The organism is Stutzerimonas kunmingensis (assembly GCF_021432085.1).
In the GTDB taxonomy this organism is placed as follows: domain Bacteria; phylum Pseudomonadota; class Gammaproteobacteria; order Pseudomonadales; family Pseudomonadaceae; genus Stutzerimonas.
In genome coordinates, this window is the sequence record NZ_CP090366.1 from 1,187,446 (window position 1) to 1,205,151 (window position 17,706).

15 protein-coding genes are annotated in these 17,706 nt (G+C 64.1%); 7 read left to right on the forward strand and 8 right to left on the reverse strand.

Features of this window, described 5'->3' with window-relative positions; translation table 11 throughout:
- Window positions 1-15 precede the first annotated feature (15 nt).
- From LW136_RS05490 to LW136_RS05510, 5 genes are all read left to right on the forward strand, one after another.
- A complete protein-coding gene (locus tag LW136_RS05490; RefSeq protein WP_044313794.1) occupies window positions 16-723 on the forward strand; it encodes a HugZ family pyridoxamine 5'-phosphate oxidase in 708 nt (235 codons plus the stop codon).
- A 131-nt stretch (window positions 724-854) separates the two neighbouring features.
- The gene (locus LW136_RS05495; RefSeq protein ID WP_044313795.1) at window positions 855-1,313 is read left to right on the forward strand and encodes an FxsA family protein; all 459 of its coding nucleotides are present in this window, start codon (window positions 855-857) and stop codon (window positions 1,311-1,313) included.
- Window positions 1,314-1,560: 247 nt separating this feature from the next.
- Window positions 1,561-1,854, forward strand: a complete 294-nt coding sequence (locus LW136_RS05500; protein ID WP_003294630.1) for a co-chaperone GroES — start codon at window positions 1,561-1,563, stop codon at window positions 1,852-1,854.
- Between the two features lie 49 nt (window positions 1,855-1,903).
- Window positions 1,904-3,553 carry a chaperonin GroEL gene (groL, locus tag LW136_RS05505; RefSeq protein WP_003299861.1) on the forward strand — a complete coding sequence of 550 codons (1,650 nt, stop codon included), beginning with the start codon at window positions 1,904-1,906 and terminating at the stop codon, window positions 3,551-3,553.
- Between the two features lie 167 nt (window positions 3,554-3,720).
- Window positions 3,721-3,942, forward strand: a complete 222-nt coding sequence (locus LW136_RS05510; RefSeq protein WP_044313796.1) for a hypothetical protein — start codon at window positions 3,721-3,723, stop codon at window positions 3,940-3,942.
- Between the two features lie 32 nt (window positions 3,943-3,974).
- On the opposite strand, the gene LW136_RS05515 is transcribed toward LW136_RS05510, so the two are convergent.
- The 7 genes from LW136_RS05515 to LW136_RS05545 all read right to left on the reverse strand — a co-directional run bounded on the left by LW136_RS05515 (window position 3,975) and on the right by LW136_RS05545 (window position 15,333).
- Window positions 3,975-7,031: a multidrug efflux RND transporter permease subunit gene (locus LW136_RS05515; RefSeq protein ID WP_044313797.1), complete on the reverse strand. Its 3,057-nt coding sequence runs from the start codon at window positions 7,029-7,031 to the stop codon at window positions 3,975-3,977.
- 68 nt (window positions 7,032-7,099) lie between these two features.
- Window positions 7,100-8,236 carry an efflux RND transporter periplasmic adaptor subunit gene (locus tag LW136_RS05520; RefSeq protein WP_044313798.1) on the reverse strand — a complete coding sequence of 379 codons (1,137 nt, stop codon included), beginning with the start codon at window positions 8,234-8,236 and terminating at the stop codon, window positions 7,100-7,102.
- Between the two features lie 222 nt (window positions 8,237-8,458).
- Window positions 8,459-10,081 (reverse strand): methyl-accepting chemotaxis protein, encoded by a 1,623-nt coding sequence (locus LW136_RS05525; RefSeq protein WP_044313802.1) that lies wholly within the window; start codon window positions 10,079-10,081, stop codon window positions 8,459-8,461.
- A gap of 85 nt (window positions 10,082-10,166) precedes the next feature.
- On the reverse strand, window positions 10,167-11,261 hold the full coding sequence (locus tag LW136_RS05530) for a DUF1513 domain-containing protein (protein WP_044313799.1): 1,095 nt from the start codon (window positions 11,259-11,261) through the stop codon (window positions 10,167-10,169).
- A 2-nt stretch (window positions 11,262-11,263) separates the two neighbouring features.
- Window positions 11,264-12,340, reverse strand: a complete 1,077-nt coding sequence (locus tag LW136_RS05535; RefSeq protein ID WP_044313800.1) for an imelysin family protein — start codon at window positions 12,338-12,340, stop codon at window positions 11,264-11,266.
- A 70-nt stretch (window positions 12,341-12,410) separates the two neighbouring features.
- Window positions 12,411-13,829, reverse strand: a complete 1,419-nt coding sequence (locus tag LW136_RS05540) for a di-heme oxidoreductase family protein (RefSeq protein WP_044313801.1) — start codon at window positions 13,827-13,829, stop codon at window positions 12,411-12,413.
- Between the two features lie 169 nt (window positions 13,830-13,998).
- Window positions 13,999-15,333 carry an imelysin family protein gene (locus LW136_RS05545; protein ID WP_044314345.1) on the reverse strand — a complete coding sequence of 445 codons (1,335 nt, stop codon included), beginning with the start codon at window positions 15,331-15,333 and terminating at the stop codon, window positions 13,999-14,001.
- A gap of 172 nt (window positions 15,334-15,505) precedes the next feature.
- Here LW136_RS05545 and LW136_RS05550 point away from each other — a divergent pair, with 172 nt between their 5' ends.
- Window positions 15,506-16,078: a LemA family protein gene (locus LW136_RS05550; RefSeq protein ID WP_044314346.1), complete on the forward strand. Its 573-nt coding sequence runs from the start codon at window positions 15,506-15,508 to the stop codon at window positions 16,076-16,078.
- A 1-nt stretch (window position 16,079) separates the two neighbouring features.
- Entirely contained in the window at window positions 16,080-16,973 is an 894-nt protein-coding gene (locus LW136_RS05555) for a GIDE domain-containing protein (RefSeq protein WP_044314347.1), read from the forward strand.
- A 10-nt stretch (window positions 16,974-16,983) separates the two neighbouring features.
- On the opposite strand, the gene LW136_RS05560 is transcribed toward LW136_RS05555, so the two are convergent.
- Complete coding sequence (locus tag LW136_RS05560; protein ID WP_044314348.1) at window positions 16,984-17,667, reverse strand: spermidine synthase; 684 nt, start codon at window positions 17,665-17,667, stop codon at window positions 16,984-16,986.
- Window positions 17,668-17,706: the final 39 nt, after the last annotated feature.

The following is a 17,706-nucleotide window of genomic DNA, read 5'->3' on the forward strand; positions in this document are numbered from 1 at the left end:
CTCGAGGAGCCTCAGGTGAGCGCCGAAGCCAGCAAGCATGCCCGACAACTCCTGCTCAAGGAATACCGCGGCGTGCTCTCCACCCATTCCCAGGCCATGCCCGGCTTTCCGTTCGGCTCGGTAGTGCCTTACTGCCTGGACGCCAATGGCTGGCCGCTGATCCTGATCAGCCGCATCGCCCAGCACACGCGCAATCTGAAGGCCGATGGGCGGTGCTCGCTGCTGGTCGGCGAACGCGCCGCCGAGGATGTGCAGGCGGCCGGTCGACTCACGCTGCTTGCCGAAGCCCGTCAGCTCGCCGAGCCCGCTGCAATTGAGTCGGCGGCACAGCGCTACTACCGCTACTTTCCCGAGTCGCGCGACTACCATCGTGTGCATGACTTCGATTTCTGGGTGCTGGAGCCGGTGCGCTGGCGCTACATCGGCGGCTTCGGCGCCATTCACTGGCTGGACCACGTCGCGCTGGCCAATCCCTTCGCAGTCGAAAGCGGCGAGGTGGAGCAGGGCATGGTCGAGCACATGAACGATGACCACGCCGCTGCCATCGCCCGCTATGTCGAACAGGCGGGGCTGCCGCAGAGCGCGCCAGCGCAAATGGTCGGGATCGATAGCGAGGGCTTCCATCTGCGTATCGGCCAGGCACTGCATTGGCTGGCGTTTCCGGAGCCATGCGAAACGCCAATGGCGGTGCGCCAGGCGCTGGTTGCCATGGCGCGAGGTTGAGGGGATTCAGTTTCGCTTCAGCCGTGTCGCGCATAATCCGGTTACAGGCCGATTGTCACCCGGGTTGAATTAGACCCCTCCTGCCGCCATCTACAGAGGACTGGAAGCTGATCTTCCGTCAAGGACCATCGATGCGAATCTTCTTTGTACTGTTTCTGTTGTTTCCGCTGGCCGAGCTGTATGTGCTGATCAAGGTCGGCGGCTCCATTGGCGCGCTGGCGACCATCCTGCTGCTGGTGCTCAGTGGCATCACCGGCATTCTGCTGCTGCGCCTGGCGGGTTTCGCCACCGCCTGGCGCGCCCGCGAACGTCTGGCCCGCGGTGAACTGCCCGAGCGCGAGATGTTGCAGGGGCTGATGATGGCCATTGGCGGTGGCTTGCTGTTCCTGCCCGGTTTCATCAGCGATGTGCTGGCGCTGGTTGTGCTTTTCCCACCGACACGCAACTTCCTGTTCCGCCAGATCAATCGGCGGATCGAGGCGCAGGTGCGCCGCCAGCGTGCTTTTGCCGACGATCTGCAGGCGCGCTCCAACCCGCAACGGCCGAACGTGATCGAAGGCGAGTGGGAGCGCAATGACCGCGACCGCTAAGCTGCTCAGCCGACAATCCGGCATGCCATCAGGCATGCCGGTTTCGTTTGTGGCCATGAAAATTTCATCTGCGCCCCTTGAAATGCACTTGAACGCCCGCATGTAGCGGACACCGCAAGGTCGCTGTCGTGTTCGACAGTCCGTCTTCTGCGGCTCGCATCGCGGGCCGCAACCGGCACAGCCGGATTTGCCCAACCCGCCGATGAAGGTCATCGGCATGGAACAACTCTACTAGGAGAGATCGACAATGAAGCTTCGTCCTCTGCATGACCGCGTCGTGATTCGTCGCAGCGAAGAAGAAACCAAGACCGCAGGCGGCATCGTCCTGCCGGGCTCCGCTGCCGAGAAGCCGAACCGTGGCGAAGTCGTTGCTGTGGGTACCGGCCGCGTGCTTGACAACGGCGAAGTACGCGCCCTGGCCGTGAAGGTCGGCGATAAGGTGGTGTTCGGCCCTTATTCGGGTAGCAACACCGTCAAGGTTGACGGCGAAGACCTGCTGGTGATGAGCGAGAACGAAATTCTCGCTGTCGTCGAAGCCTGATCGCCCCGCGAATCTCCGTAAATAATTCACGAATTGAGGATCAATCAACATGGCTGCTAAAGAAGTCAAATTCGGCGACTCCGCACGCAAGAAGATGCTGGTCGGTGTGAACGTCCTGGCTGATGCCGTTAAAGCGACCCTCGGCCCGAAAGGCCGCAACGTCGTGCTGGAGAAGAGCTTCGGTGCTCCGACCATCACCAAGGACGGCGTTTCCGTCGCCAAGGAAATCGAGCTGAAGGACCGCTTCGAGAACATGGGCGCCCAGCTGGTCAAGGACGTTGCGTCCAAGGCTAACGACGAGGCCGGTGACGGCACCACCACCGCTACCGTTCTGGCCCAGGCTATCGTCAATGAAGGCCTGAAGGCTGTCGCTGCCGGCATGAACCCGATGGACCTGAAGCGCGGCATCGACAAGGCCACCATCGCCATCGTCGCCGAGCTGAAGAACCTGGCCAAGCCGTGCACCGACTCCAAGGCCATCGCTCAGGTTGGCACCATCTCCGCCAACTCCGACTCCTCCATCGGTGACATCATCGCCGAAGCCATGGAGCGTGTAGGCAAGGAAGGCGTCATCACCGTCGAGGAAGGTTCGGGTCTGGAGAACGAGCTGTCCGTCGTAGAAGGCATGCAGTTCGATCGCGGCTACCTGTCGCCGTACTTCATCAACAAGCCGGACACCATGGTCGCCGAGCTGGACAGCCCGTTGCTGCTGCTGGTCGACAAGAAGATCTCCAACATCCGCGAACTGCTGCCGGTGCTGGAAGCTGTTGCCAAGGCCGGTCGCCCGCTGCTGATCGTTGCCGAAGACGTCGAAGGCGAAGCCCTGGCGACTCTGGTGGTCAACAACATGCGCGGCATCGTCAAGGTTGCTGCAGTCAAGGCCCCGGGCTTTGGCGATCGCCGCAAGGCCATGCTGCAGGACATCGCCATCCTGACTGGCGGTACCGTGATATCCGAAGAAGTCGGCCTGAGCCTGGAAACCGCTACCCTGGAGCACCTGGGTAACGCCAAGCGCGTCGTGCTGAACAAGGAAAACACCACCATCATCGACGGTGCTGGTCAGCAGGCCGATATCGAAGCCCGCGTTGCGCAGATTCGCAAGCAGGTCGAAGACACCACCTCCGACTACGACAAAGAGAAGCTGCAAGAGCGTCTGGCCAAGCTGGCCGGCGGTGTTGCCGTGATCAAGGTCGGTGCCGGTACCGAAGTCGAGATGAAAGAGAAGAAGGCCCGCGTTGAAGACGCCCTGCACGCGACCCGTGCTGCCGTCGAAGAAGGCGTGGTTCCTGGCGGTGGCGTTGCCCTGGTGCGCGCTCTACAGGCCATCTCCGAGCTGAAGGGCGAGAACGAAGACCAGAACGTTGGTATCGCACTGCTGCGTCGCGCTGTCGAAGCGCCGCTGCGCCAGATCGTCTCCAACGCCGGCGGCGAGCCAAGCGTAGTGGTCGACAAGGTCAAGCAGGGTGAAGGCAACTACGGCTTCAACGCCGCTTCCGACACCTACGGCGACATGATCGAGATGGGTATTCTCGACCCGGCCAAGGTGACCCGTTCGGCTCTGCAAGCTGCAGCGTCCATCGGCAGCCTGATGATCACCACCGAAGCGATGATCGCCGAAGTGGCTGAAGACAAGGCCGCCGGCGGCATGCCGGACATGGGTGGCATGGGCGGTATGGGTGGCATGGGCGGCATGATGTAAGCCGACCGGCCCTTAGCTACAAAAAGAACCCCGCCTTGTGCGGGGTTTTTTTATGCCTGCTGAACAGTGACGTCACAGGCCGTACATACCGTTCGTCCAAAATTGCACAGGAATTAAACAACTGAACTACGGTCAGTTAACTACTCGCTTAATCAAGGGCTTACGCCATGAAGCTGGAAATAGCTCGAGGATTGTTCCTGGCTGGCGCTCTGGGAGTGACCACGCTGTGCGTGGCGGCCTGGAATGAGCCCGGAGCGACGCTGGTGCAGAGCAGCGAAAGCCGCAGCTATTGTCCGGTGCCGCCTGGTGGGCGCCCGCAGTTCGAGGCGATGCGGCCTGATCAGGATTTGCTGTTGTTGCTGTATGGCCTGTCCCAGGGCATGCGGTGAGCTGGAGGCTATCCTCGCAGCCCACACCGCACTCAGCCGGCGCTCGGTACGGCCGCCGCGGACGGGCTTTGGTCGGGCTTGGCCAGCAGGTCATAGACCGCCGGTAGCACGAACAGGGTGAACAGCGTACCCACCGACATGCCGGTGGCAATCACCAGGCCGATGTCGAACCGGCTGACCGCGCCGGCCCCACTGGCGATGATCAGCGGCACCATGCCGAACACCGTCGCCGCTGTGGTCATCAGCACCGGCCGCAGGCGAATCGCCGCCGCTTCTTCCACCGCTTCGCGTCGACTCAGGCCCTGTTCGCGGCGCAGCTGATTGGCGAACTCGACGATCATGATGCCGTGCTTGCTGATCAGTCCGATCAGCGTCACCAGGCCCACCTGGGTATAGATGTTCATGCTCGACAGGCCAAGGAACAGCGGCACCAGCGCGCCACAGACCGACAGCGGCACGGTGACCAGGATCACCAGAGGATCGCGGAAGCTCTCGAACTGCGCGGCCAGGACCAGGAAGATCACCGCCAATGCCAGCGCGAAGGTCAGGTACAGCGCGTTGCCTTCCTGGATGTACTGGCGCGAGGCGCCGGCGTAATCGAAGCTGAAACCTTCGGGCGCTTCTTCGCGGGCGATGGTCTGCAGCGTTTCGATCGCCTCGCCCATGCTGACGATCGGAAAGCCCTGGATCATCGCGGCGTTGAGTTGCTGGAACTGCTTGAGCTGAGTCGGTCGGGCGCGATCGTGCACCTGGATCAGCGTCGACAGCGGCAGCATCTGGCCTTGCCCATTGCGCACGTAGTAGTTGCTCAGCCAGTCCGGGTTGTCGCGGTAGGCGCGCTCGACCTGGGCGATGACCTTGTAGCTGCGGCCTTCGATGGTGAAACGGTTGATCTCGCCTTCGCCGAGCAGGGTGCTCAGGGTCAGGCCGAGGTCTTCCATGGATACGCTCATCTGCGCCGCCTTCTCGCGGTCGATCTCGACCACGATTTCCGGTTTGTCGAAGGCCAGGTCCACGTCGAGGAAGGCGAACTTGCCGGACTCCTCGGCGCGCTTGCGGATGCGCTCGGTCACCTGCAGCAGCGTCTCGTAGTCGTTGGCGGTGTTGATCACGAACTGGAAGGGCAGGCCTTCGCCGGTGCCCGGCAGAGACGGCAGGTTGAAACCGAAGATCTGCAGGCCCGGCAGGCGATCGAGCTTGGCCTGCACCTCGGGAAGGATTTCCATCTGCGAGCGCTCGCGCTCGTCCCAGGGCTTGAGCAGGAAGCCGCCGATGCCGCTCTGCACGCCGTCGAAACCGTTGATCTGGAACCAGGAGTAGTACTCCGGAAAGCTCTTGAAGATCTCCAGGAACTGGTCGGTGTAGGCGTTCAGGTAGTCCAGGTTGGCGGTCTTCGGTGCGCTGGCCATCATGAAGACGATGCCCTGGTCCTCCTCCGGTGCCAGTTCGCTCTCGGTGAACATCAGCAGCACCGGAATCAGCGCCAGCACGAGCACGGCGAACACCAGTACCACCGGGCGGGTATTGAGGGTGCCGTGCAGCGCGTGCTGATAACGCTGCTTGAGGCGTTCGAACAGTTCGTCCAGGCGATGGGCGAAGCCGCTGGGGTTCTCCTCATGGCGCAGCAGCTTCGAACACATCATCGGTGACAGCGTCAGCGCCACCACGCCGGAAATCAGCACCGCGCCGGCCAGGGTCAGGGCGAACTCCTGGAACAGCGCGCCGGTCAGCCCCTGCAGGAAGCCGATGGGGGCATAGACCGCCGCCAGGGTGATGGTCATGGTCACCACCGGCATGGCGATTTCCCGTGCGCCGTCGATGGCCGCCTGGAACGGTGACTTGCCCTGTTCTATATGCCGGTGGATGTTCTCCACCACGACGATGGCATCGTCCACTACCAGGCCGATCGCCAACACCATGGCCAGCAGCGTCAGCAGGTTGATCGAGTAACCCATCGCCTGCATGAAGAACAGCACGCCGATCATCGACAGCGGAATGGTCACCACCGGAATCAGCACGGTGCGCAGCGAGCCGAGGAAGAGAAACACTACGACGATGACGATCACTGCGGCTTCGGCCAGGGTCTTCACCACCTCGTCGATGGAGGCCTGGATGAACTCGGTGGCGTCGTAGGCGATGGTCGCCTTGAGGCCCGGCGGCAGCTGTGCCTCGATCTGCGGCATGATCGCGCGCACTTCCTTGATCACGTCCAGCGGGTTGGCGCTGGGTGTGCCCTTGATGCCGATATAGACCGAGGGGATACCGTCGAACGAGCTGATCGAGTTGTAGCTTTCGGCGCCCATCTCCACCCGCGCCACATCACCCAGCAGAACGCGACTGTCGCCCTGCGTGCGCAGCGGGATGGCGGCGAACGCTTCCGGCGTCTTCAGCTCGGTGTCGGCGTTGATGCTGGTGACCACGTACTGGCCCTTCACTTCGCCGGCCGCCGAGAGGAAGTTGTACTTGCGTACCGCCTCGTTCACGTCGCTGGCGGAAACCCCATAGGCCGCGAGCTTCACCGGGTCCAGCCAGAGGCGCATGGCGAACACCTGGTTGCCGAGGATTTCCGCTTCGGCCATGCCCGGCAGCGTCGCCAGCTTGGGCTGGATGACCCGCGACAGGTAGTCGGTGATCTGCGGGTTGCTCAGCTGGTCGCTGTAGAAGCTGATGTACATCAGCGCGGTGGAGTCGGCTGCCTGCTTGTTCAGCACTGGGTCCTCGGCATCCTGCGGCAGCTGGTTCTTCACCGAGTTGGCCTGGCTCAGCAGCTCGGTGTAGAGGCGATCGGTGTCGGCGCCAATACGCGCATAGACCGAGATCACCGAGGCGTTCTGCTGGCTGACCGAGGTCATGTAGTCGACGCCTTCGGCGCTGGCCAGACTCTGCTGCAACGGCTGGGTGATGTAGCCCTGGATGGTCTCGGCGTTGGCGCCGGGGTAGGCGGTGGTCACCGTGATCAGCGCACTTTCCATCTGCGGGTACTGACGGATGGTCAGGCTGTTGAAGGCCTGGATGCCGAGCAGCACGATCAGCAGGCTAATGACGCTCGCCAGCACGGGGCGGCGGATGAAGGGGTCGGTGAACGCCATGGGAAGTCCCTGGAACCTTGTCTGAGTCTGCTGTGCGTCGGGCCTGCCGCGTGAGGAACAGGCTTTTTCTATTCGGTCGCCGGCTGCTGAGAGCCTTCCAGCTTGAGCGTGCGGCTTTCGGCGATGGCGACATGGGCGCCGCTGTCCAGCTTGAGCTGGCCGGCGGTGATCACCTGTTCGCCGCCCTCCAGGCCGTCGAGGACGACCGTCAGTCCGTCGCGCCGCTCGCCGGTGGTGACGAAGCGGCGCTCGACCACCAGGTAGGGCTCGTCGCTGCTGACGCCTTCCGGCGGCGTGCCCTCGGTCACCAGCAGCACCGAGTTGCCATACAGGGTGTAGGTGATGGCGGTTTCCGGGACCACCACCTGGGCGGTCTCGGTCGGCAGCAGCACCTGCAGGTCGGCAAACATGCCGGGCAGCAGACGTCCGTCCGGATTGCCCAGTTCGGCGCGCACCTGAACGTTGCGGGTAGTGGTTTCCACCTTCGGGTTCAGCGCGCTGATCAAGCCTTCGAAGCGTTCGCCGGGATAGGCGGCGACCTGTAGCTGCACTCGCTGGCCGAGCTTCAGCAGCGGCACATGCTGCTCGGCCAGGAAGAAGTCGACGTACAGCGTGGTCAGGTCCTGAAGCGTGGCGATCGGCGTGCCGGCGGCGATGTAGTCGCCGACATCCACCTGACGGATGCCGATGGTGCCGGAGAAGGGCGCCAGGATGCGCTTCTTCGACAGACTGGCGCGCAGCTGCGCAACGCTGGCCGCGGCCTTCTGCGATTCGGCATTGAGCCGGTCGTACTCGCTGCGCGAAATGGCCTGGCGATCCAGCAGGCTACGCGCGCGCTGGAATTCCAGGCGCGACAGGTTGAGGTCGGCTTCGGCGCTGGCCAGGCTGGCCTGCTCCATCTCGCTGTCGAGCAGCACGATGGCCTGGCCCTTGCTGACCTTCTCGCCGGACTGGAACTGCACGTCGGTGATGGTGCCGGCGATCTCGACGCTGAGGTCGATGCCCTGCGACGCCTTGAGCGTGCCGATGGCTGGCAGGCGGCTTTGCCAGTCCATGCGGCGGGCGAGCTCGGTTTCGACGTCGATCGCAGGCTTGGGGGCCTGGAACTGTTGAATCTGCTGATAGATCGAGTTGAATTTGAGCGCGGCAAGAATCGCAACGACGACGACCACCGCGCCCAGCATGAACAGCATGCGGCGCAACATTTTCCGATTTCCTTGGAGATGTGAGCCGGCTGTCTACTGCCGTGATCGAGGCAGCCGTTCGAACGGTCCGGTCGCCAGCTTCGGCGACCTGCTGGCACCTGACTCAGCAGGACCGGAGAGCGAGGAACTTAGCCCCGAAACGAGGCCAAGTAAAGGGGGAGCGGGGCGGAATGCAGCGCAGGTGTGGGGCGGGCGACAGACTGTCGGCCCGCCCGCAGATCATCAGCCGGCAAGGCGTTGGGTGACCTCGGTAAGTTGCGCCGACAGCCCGTGCAGGTTCTGGCTGGCGGTTTCGGTGCGCTCGACGTTCTGCTGGTTGATGGTGGCGATGGAGGTGATCTCGGTGATGTTGCGCGAAATGTCTTCGGCCACCGCGGTCTGCTCCTCGGCGGCCGTGGCGATCTGGCGGTTCATGTCGCGGATCGCCTCGACCGCTTCGGTGATGCGCTGCAGCATCTGACCGGCCTCGGTCACCTGGCCGACGCCCTGTTCGCTGCGCGCCTGACCGCTCTCGATGGCGCGTACGGCATTGCTTGCGCCGGTCTGCACGGTGTCGATGATCTGGTGAATCTCGGCGGTGGACTCGGCGGTGCGCTGGGCCAGGGTGCGCACCTCGTCGGCGACCACGGCAAAGCCACGGCCGGCGTCACCCGCTCGGGCCGCCTCGATGGCGGCATTGAGCGCGAGCAGGTTGGTCTGGTCGGCGATCCCGCGGATCACCTCCAAGACCTTGCCGATGCGCCCGCTATCACCCTCCAGGCGGCGGATGACGTCTGCCGTGCTGGCGATCTCGTTGCTCATGTCGGTGATAGTGGCGATAGTGCCGCGCATCACCGCTTCGCCCTGCTGGGCGGAATGGTCGGCGGCGTCGGCGGCCTGCGCGGCTTCGGCGGCATGCCGCGAGACTTCCTGAGCGGTCGCGGACATCTCGTGCATCGCCGTGGCGACCTGATCGGTACGCGAGAACTGCTCGCGGGCGCCGTCGGCCATCAGCCTGGCGATGGCGTTCAACTCGCCGCTGGCACTGTCCAGATTCGAGGTGCTCTGCTGCAGGCGGGTGAAGGTGTCGGCGAGGAAGTCGCGCAGCACGTTGGCGGCAGCGGCAAGGCGGCCCAGTTCGTCGCTGCGGCTGGCATCCACGCGGTCGGCGAACTTGCCCTGGCTGAGGCGGGCGATGTGCTCGATCAGGTTGCGAATCGGTTCGATGATCCGGCGATTGACCAGCCACAGGCTGAACAGCGCCACCACCACACTGGCGAGGATCATGATGATCGGGCCGAAGGACGCGGTGCTCTGAGCGTCGGCACGGATGGTCTCCGAGCGCTGCGCGGCGGCGTCGCCCAGCTGTTTGACCAGCTCGCTCAGCTGAGCGCTGGTCGCCCGGTCGATACCGGCTACCGCGGCGTCCCCGGCGAGCGGGTCGCTGTCGGCGGCAATGTAGGCATCCAGGCCCTTGCGATAGGCAACGCCGAGAGTGCGGTGCTCGCTACGCAGGCTCTCGATCTGCTTGGCCAGCTGCGGTTCGTCGGCGGTCAGTACCAGTAGATCGCCCAGAATCTTCTGCACCTTCGCTTCCTGGGCCTCGAACTGGCTCCAGTAGCGGTTGCGAGAGTCCGGCTGTTTGCCACGCAGCAGAACGTTCTTCCATTCCTGGACCTGCACCTTGAACTCGAGGTTGGCCTCGTCGATCAGTTGCACTTCGGCCAGCGGGCCGTCGAGCAGCGCCTGGAAGTGGTCGATGTTGTTGCTGAGCAGGCGAATGCAGGCGAGGGCGATGAGCAGCGTCAGCAGCAGGCTGCCGCCGATCAGCGCGAGGATCTGCGCGCGCAGGGATTTCTGGAGCATGGGCAAGGTCTCGGCATTTGAGAAAACGTCAATCAGCATCCGTGCCGTTTCCCAGCATCATCGGCCGGGGGACGCTTTTCTTGAGCTAGACGATGCGCAGATGGTTGTCCCAGAGCCCCGCGGGCAGGTCCAGCGGTGTGCTGGCGATACGTTCGCCACGGCAGTCGAACAGGCGGCAGCGGCCCTGCCCGGAGCTGACCACGAAGCCCTCGGTGACTGCCGCGACGCCCGCGCAATCGGGCACATGGGCTGCCTGCCGCAGCTCGGCACTGTCCAGGTCCCAGATGAACACCTTGTTGCCGCGCGGCGCGGTGACGGCCAACAACCGCAGCTCGTCGTGGATGGCGAGGCTGGCGGTGTACTGGTTCATGATCTGCCGCTGTGCCTCGCCCAGCGGAAAGTGCTGGAAGGCCTGCCCGGGCCGCTTGATCGCCAGCAACGGGATACGGTCCATGGCATCCCCTTCGTACTGCTGGCCGCTGACCACGGTACCGTCGGCGGCCACGGCGAGGTGACGCACGCTGTTCATCTGCTCCGGCAGCTGTTCCTTGCTGACCAGCGTACCGTCGCGGCGTAGCAGCACCAGGCTCGGCTCCATCGCATCGAGATTCATCATCTCGCGGCTGTCGGCTTCGGTGCGGATCCCACCATTGGCGATGACCAGGGTTTCGTTGTCCGGCATCCACAGCAGCTGGTGCGGGCCGATGCCATGGGTCGCGTGCTCGCCGACGCGCACCAGCTGTCGGCCTTCCAGTCGATAGACGCCGAGGACGCCACGGCCGGCATCGGCGGTGTCGTTTTCGGTGGTGTAGAACCACTCGCCGTCCTTGTGAAACACCCCGTGCCCGTAAAAGTGGCGGTCGGCCGGCGAGGCCATGACCTGCAGCAGACGCCCGTCACGCGCATCTATCAGGTAGCTCTCGCGGCTCGGGCGACGGCCGACGAACACGGCCAAGGGCAGGTACGGGTGCGGGTAGACGTCATGGCAGCGCTCGGCGACTGGTGTGGCAAATACCTGGCTGCCATCGAGGCGGTAGCCGACGGCGTAGTGTTGCCCGTCGGCGCCATCACGTGCGGAGAGCAAAACCTGTTGCCCGTCGTGACGCGTCAGTGACCAGCCAGCGATGCCGCTGGCGGCAAGCATGGCGCCGGTCAGGCCAAGCAGGGTGCGGCGCTTCATGATCAGTCCCCGTCGTGCGCGTTGAAGCCGATCTGCACGCCGAGGGCGCGTGCCAGCTCGAGCTGGTGCAGGCGATGCAGTTGGTCTATCCGCTGGTACAGCGCATCGAGCTGCGCCCGACTCTCCTCGTTGGCGAGCATTTCGCCGAACGGCTCGGGCATGGCTTTCAGTTGTTGCAGCAGATCGGCGTAACCGGCGTCGATGCGCTTGGCCAGATCAGCCTGCTCAGCGCCGAGCAGCGCGCGCAGACCGTCCTGGTCGGCACCCAGCCAGAGGCTTTCGGCGCCTTTGACGGTGGCAGCGATATTGCTCAGGGTCGTGTCGCTGCGCCAGCCGTCGGCCTGGTACGGCTGCGGATGGCCCTTGGTCTGGCGACCGAGCGGCGCGCCGAGCTTCTTCTTCAGGCCGTCGAGGGCCGTGACCTGAACCCGCAGCAGTTCGGCGATGGCTTCGCTCGGTTCGGCATAACGCTCGTTGGGAAAGCTGCGCAACTGATCGGCCATGCCGTCCTTGTCCTGCCATTGCTGCAGGACGCTGGCTGCAAGCTGCTGCTGGTGCTCGCCGATGGCCGTCAGCAAGGGGCAGTAGCGCGTCCTGGTGGTGGGGTCGGCGAGGTCGATGCTGCTGTCGAAAAGGACGTACTCGTAGGCGCTCAGGCCCTGCACCACGACGCTGGCGTTATCCAGATCGGCCTGGGTCAGCTCGGGCTTGGTCTTGAGCAGTGCCGTGACCTGGCGTGCAACGAGGTTCTTCTTGTCCGGCCAGAACTGGACCTGCCAGGCCAGATTGCCTTCGCCCATTGGGCCGATCAGCAGCGGCTGCAGGCCGGCCCAGGCGGTTTGCGCATGCACGAAGGCTGCATGCGCTTCGTCCAGGGTCTGGTTGTCGGCACAGAAGGCGATCGCGCTGGCCGCCAGGCGGCGGTCGGCTTCCGACCACTGTTTATAGGCTGGCAGCAATACGCCATCAGCCAGGGTTTTGCTGGTCTCGGCCTGCGGGTCGGTGGGCGTGCAGGCGCTCAGCAACAAGGCGGTGAGCAGAGCGCCGCTGGCGATGCGCAGGGTGTTCGAACGGATCATGGTGTCCTCATCGGCAAGGCCGGTTGCAGCGCTTTTCGCGCCGGGAAAGCATGGTGAATAGCATGGGCATTCAGAGCGACTCGAGGAAGCTCAGCAGCGCGGTACGTTCGTTCTGGTCGTAGCCGAGCACGATCTGGCGCGCCTTCTCGGCCTCGCCGCCGTGCCAGAGTATGGCTTCGAGCAGGTTGCGAGCGCGGCCGTCGTGCAGGAACTGGGTATGCCCGCTGACTGCCTGGGTCAGGCCAATGCCCCACAGCGGTGGCGTGCGCCATTCCCGGCCTTTGGCCTCGAATTCGGGGCGGTTATCCGCAAGACCTTCGCCCATGTCATGCAACAGCAGGTCGGTGTAGGGGCGAATCAGCTGATTGGCCAACTCCGGTTCCGCGGCGTCGGCAGCGGTGGTGAACTGTGGCACGTGGCAGCTCTGGCAGCCGGCGCGGTGAAATAGCGTCTTGCCGGCGAGTACCTGTGGGTCGTCGACGTTCCGTCGCGCAGGTACGCCGAGATTGCGGGTGTAGAACAGCACCTGGGCGAGGATGTCGTCGCTGACTTCCGGCTCGCCACCGTCCGGCATCGCGCGACACTCGGTCTGCCGGTCGGTGCAGCTGTTGCCGCTGAACAGGCTGGTGGACAGACCCATATCGTTGAAGAAGGCGTCGGCGTTCTGCTGATTGAGGCTCGGCTGTCCGGCCTTCCAGCCGAAGCGGCCAATCACGGTCTGCCGGCTGGTCTGGTCGAAGACCCGGTTCGGGCGGCCGGAGATGCCGTCGCCGTTGCGGTCATCGGGGTCGGCATTGGCCAGCAGCGCTTCTTCGGGAATGGCTTCGAGCAGGCCCAGGCCGATCATCGGTGGCGCGATGCGCAGGGACATCCGGGTATCCGGATGCATGTCACCATAGGCCAGGTCGTTCAGTTCGATTTCCGGCCTGCGCAGCTCGACTTCGGTGCCATCGGCGAAGCGCACCTGCTCGGTCGAATAGCGCAGCCGTACCTTGCCTTCCGGGGCGACGCCGGGAATCGCCATGTCCTGCAGCTGGCCGCCGTAGCTTGGCTCCGGTGCGATGCCACGTTCTCGGACGACTTCGGCAAGCTCAGGACCGGCCGGAATGGACAGCCGTACCAGCATCGACACGGCGCTGGTCGCATCGGGTGCCGGCGGATGGCCGCGGCCGTCCTTGATATGGCAGTTTTGGCAGGCGTTGGTATTCAGCAGCGGGCCAAGACCATCGCGAGCGGTGGTGGATGCCGGGGCGATGACCCAGGGATTTCGGAAGAAGCTGTTGCCGACGCTGAAGTCGAGTCGACGCATCGGTGCCAGATTGGCCGAAGGCATGGAGTAGGCGTTCTGGTCGAACTTCATCACCGTGGTGCTGCCGCCGGAGAGCGCCTCACCAGGTTCGGGCTGGGAGAAAGTCGGTGTTTCAACGTTATCGCAGGCGACCAGGGCCAGAGCCAGCAGCGGGAAGAGGCGGCGAAACAGCGGGCGCATCGGAAGTACCTGCGGGGCGGTGAATTAAGCCGCGCAATCTTAGCAGGCTAATCGTAATGGAATAAGAGGGATTTGCATTTGCGCGAGAGGAGCGCGCGCTCTGGGACCAAGCAGGGGCACAGCGAAAAGCCCGACACGGGCGCAACAGCTGCGCCCGTGTCGGCGCCGATCAGAACTCGTGATCGGCGGTGTCAGGGTTGAGGTCGCTGATGCCGAGGGCACCGGCGGCCTGCTCGATCGCGGCGGTCTGCTTGACCAGTGCGCCGATGGCATCGCGTACTTTCTGCTGGCCTTCGGTGTTGTCCGAGGCGATCAGCTGATCGAAGGCCTCTCCGTTCTCAGCACTTTCCACCAGAACCTGCAGCTTGGCTTCGGTAGTTTCCAGGTCGGTCTTCAGCGTGCTGTCCACCTCCGGGCTGACGCCCTGAACCAGCGAGGCCAGGCTCGGGCCGGTCAGTGTGGTGCCGTCGACGCGCTTGTACTCGCCGAGATAGACGTTGCGAACGCCACGGGCATTGAAGAAGTGCGAGTTGTGAGTGTTGTCGCTGAAGCAGTCGTGCTCGTCTTCGGTGGAGTTGGCTTCCAGAGCGACTTTCATGCGCTCGCCAGCCAGTTCGCCGAGGGACAGGCTGCCCATGCCGAAGAACATCTTGCGCAGGCCGTTTTCCGCGGTATCGGCTTCGAGGCTGGCGCGGTAGTTCTCGGCATTCGGCTGCCACTGCTCGACCATTTCCTGCAGGTCGCTGACCAGCAGTTCGGTCGCGACTTTCAGGTAGGTGCGGCGGCGGTCGCAGTTGTCGCCGGTGCAGCCTTCGCCTTCCACGTAGTCGGTGTAGGGCCGCTCGCCGGCACCTGGGTCTGTGCCATTGAGGTCCTGGCCCCAGAGCAGGAACTCGATCGCGTGGTAGCCAGTGGCGACGTTCGCTTCGGAGCCGGCCAGTTCGTTGAGGCTGGCCAGCAGCTCGGCGTTGATTTCGCTGGTGTCGACCTTGTCTTCGCCAATCTGCAGTTCGCTGTTGGCGATGATATTGGCTGTGGCGCCCGGGTTGCCGAGGGCGTGCTGGTAGTCGCCCTCGATGTAATCGATCAGGCCCTCATCGAGCGGCCAGGCATTGAGCTGACCTTCCCAGTCATCCACGACGGCGTTGCCGAAGCGGAATACTTCGGTCTGCATGTAGGGAACGCGGGCCGCCAGCCAGGCCTGACGCGCGGCCTGCAGGGTCTCTTCGCTGGGGTTGGCGAGGAGGGCGTCGACAGCTTCCTGCAGTTTCACGCCGGTGGCGTGGGCATCGCTGAATACCGCCAGCGCCAGATCGGCGTAGTGGCTGACGACTGCCTTGGCCGCTTTCTCATCGGGCGCCTGCGCCTTTTCGGCTGGCACGCTTTCGGTAGTGCTTTGCGGGGCAGCAGTCTGGTTCGCGGGGGTCTTGTCCTCACCACAACCGGCGAGTGAGATGGCCACAGCGAGGAGGCTGGCGGTTGCCCAGATGGGGGTGCGTAGCATGTGCGGGTTCCTTTGCGTGCGAGTGAACGAAGCCGAGGGCTGCTCGGAAGCCGTCAATAATGCGAAAGATTTTCATTTTGTGCAAAGCCAATGCGTGCACAGGCTCTCTCTTCCGTTTCGGTGCAGCCGGTAGAATGCTGGCGTTCTGACGGCCTTTGTCCCTGGAGATGCTATGAGCCTGAGCGCGGTGGTTGTGCTGGTTGTGCTGTTTCTCGTCGCCGCTTATGCGGTGATTCTCTACAACGGGCTGGTGCGTCTGAAGCATGGCGTCGGCAAGGCCTGGGCCAATATCGACGTGCTGCTGCGTCAGCGCCATGAAGAGTTGCCCAAGCTGGTGGAGACCTGCCGGAAGTACATGCAGCATGAACGCAATACGCTGGAGCAGGTGATCAGTGCGCGCAATGCCGTGTCCAGCGCGCGGGAGCAGGGCGATGTGAGTGCGCTGGGGCAAGCCGAAACCGGTCTGCGTGCCGGCCTCGGGCGGCTGTTCGCGCTGGCCGAGAACTACCCCGAGCTCAAGGCCAACGAGAGTTTCCGCCATCTGCAGCAGCGCATCAGCGGACTGGAAAGCGGAATCGCCGATCGCCGTGAGCTGTACAACGAGGCGGTCAACCTGAACAACGTGCGCATCGAGCAATTTCCCGATGTACTGCTGGCGCGGACGTTCGGTTTCAAGGAGGCTGCCCTGCTGCAGTTCAGCGAGGCGGAGAAGGCCGACGTCGATCTCAAGGCGCTGTTCGGCTGAAATGCATCCGGGCCAGGTTTTCACACTCATTCTCGCCGCCGCGCTTTGCGTCGGCGGGGCGTGGATCTGCATCGGTCGCTGGTCGCGTGCCCGTCATTTGCTAGATACCCCGACTTCTCGCATTCGCTCTGCAGCCCAGGGGTATGTCGAGCTGGTTGGTGTGCTGCGCGAGCTGATGGTGCCGCAACCGGTGGCGCCGCTGACCGGCGAGCGCTGCCTGTGGTGGCGCTATCGTATCGAGGAGTACCGTTCCAACGGCAAGCGCAGCAGCTGGAGTGTGGTCGAACGCGGTGTCAGTGAAGCCTGGCTGCGCCTGGCCGATGCCACCGGCGAATGCCTGATCGACCCGCGTGGCGCGGAGGTCCATCCCGCCTTCCGCAAGGTCTGGACCGGCGATCTGCGCCACCCGCGCGGTGTCGCTCCGAGTGGCTGGCTCGGCCTGTTCAGCATCGGCAAGCGCTATCGCTACACCGAGGAACGTCTGCACGAGGGTGAACCGCTTTACGCACTCGGTGATTTCCGCACGAGCGGCGGCGGGCGACAGGGCCTCGACCTGCAATCCGCCAAGCGCGACGTGATCCGTCAGTGGAAGGGGGATTTCGCCGGCCTGCTGCAGCGTTTCGACAGCAACGCCGACGGTCAGCTCGACGAGCAGGAGTGGAGCCGCGTACGCCTGGCGGCGCGCCTCGAGGCGGAAGATCGGCATCGCGAGAGCAGCGCCGCGCCGGCATTGCACCAGCTGGGGCAGCCAAGCGAGGCGCTGCCTTTCGTACTGTCCAGCCACGGCGAAGAAGTGCTCACGCAGCGCTTCTACTGGCAGGCCGCCGGTGGTGCACTGATGTGCCTGGCTGGCGCCGTCTGGCTGGCGTCGCAGCTGGGTGTGACGGCCTGGTAAACCGGCCGGCTCAGCGCTTGCGTTTTTCGGCGATCCAGATGGTATGCCGGGTGCCGCGGTTGCCGTGGGCGAACACCTGCACTTCTTCGGCCTTGAAGCCGGCCTTGGCGAGCTTGTCGGAAAAGGCGCAGTCGGCGCTGGCCGACCAGACCGCGAGGATGCCGGACGGGCGCAACGCGCGGGCGCAGGCGTTGAGGCCGTCAGCCGAGTACAGCCAACTGTTGCTCTTCTGCGTCAGTCCCTCGGGACCGTTGTCGACGTCCAGCATGATCGCATCGAAGCCCTGGGCTTGATCCCGCAGTAACTCGGCGACGTCCTGGTTCAGCACCCGTGCGCGGGCATCGCGCAGCGGATTGCCGGACTTCTCACCGAGTGCACCGCGGTTCCACTCGATCACCCCTGGCACCAGTTCCGCGACCAGCACCTCGGCGTCCGGCCCGAGATGGCGCAACGCAGAAGCGAGGGTAAAGCCCATCCCCAACCCACCGATCAGCACGCGGGCCTGCGACCGTGCAGCGATCCGTTTGCAGGGAATCTCCGCCAGCGCGTCCTCTGAGCCATGGGTGCGGGTGTTCATCAGCTGATTGCCGTTTCCGCCCTGGATCTTGATGACGAAGTCATCGCCATATTCGAACAGGCACAAGGCGCCGCCAGTGGGAATGGCGGCGGTATCCAGGAGTACGAAGCGTTTCATCGGGGACTCGTTGTAGGCGCGGGCGATAAAAGGCTGGAA

Coding starts and splice junctions, on each gene's coding strand:
- LW136_RS05525 (WP_044313802.1), bottom strand. CDS start 10,081: ATGCTCCAGAAATCCCTGCGCGCGCAGATCCTCGCGCTGATCGGCGGC.
- LW136_RS05530 (WP_044313799.1), bottom strand. CDS start 11,261: ATGAAGCGCCGCACCCTGCTTGGCCTGACCGGCGCCATGCTTGCCGCC.
- LW136_RS05555 (WP_044314347.1), top strand. CDS start 16,080: ATGCATCCGGGCCAGGTTTTCACACTCATTCTCGCCGCCGCGCTTTGC.
- LW136_RS05550 (WP_044314346.1), top strand. CDS start 15,506: ATGAGCCTGAGCGCGGTGGTTGTGCTGGTTGTGCTGTTTCTCGTCGCC.
- LW136_RS05495 (WP_044313795.1), top strand. CDS start 855: ATGCGAATCTTCTTTGTACTGTTTCTGTTGTTTCCGCTGGCCGAGCTG.
- LW136_RS05540 (WP_044313801.1), bottom strand. CDS start 13,829: ATGCGCCCGCTGTTTCGCCGCCTCTTCCCGCTGCTGGCTCTGGCCCTG.
- LW136_RS05545 (WP_044314345.1), bottom strand. CDS start 15,333: ATGCTACGCACCCCCATCTGGGCAACCGCCAGCCTCCTCGCTGTGGCC.
- groL (WP_003299861.1), top strand. CDS start 1,904: ATGGCTGCTAAAGAAGTCAAATTCGGCGACTCCGCACGCAAGAAGATG.
- LW136_RS05500 (WP_003294630.1), top strand. CDS start 1,561: ATGAAGCTTCGTCCTCTGCATGACCGCGTCGTGATTCGTCGCAGCGAA.
- LW136_RS05515 (WP_044313797.1), bottom strand. CDS start 7,031: ATGGCGTTCACCGACCCCTTCATCCGCCGCCCCGTGCTGGCGAGCGTC.
- LW136_RS05510 (WP_044313796.1), top strand. CDS start 3,721: ATGAAGCTGGAAATAGCTCGAGGATTGTTCCTGGCTGGCGCTCTGGGA.
- LW136_RS05535 (WP_044313800.1), bottom strand. CDS start 12,340: ATGATCCGTTCGAACACCCTGCGCATCGCCAGCGGCGCTCTGCTCACC.
- LW136_RS05560 (WP_044314348.1), bottom strand. CDS start 17,667: ATGAAACGCTTCGTACTCCTGGATACCGCCGCCATTCCCACTGGCGGC.
- LW136_RS05520 (WP_044313798.1), bottom strand. CDS start 8,236: ATGTTGCGCCGCATGCTGTTCATGCTGGGCGCGGTGGTCGTCGTCGTT.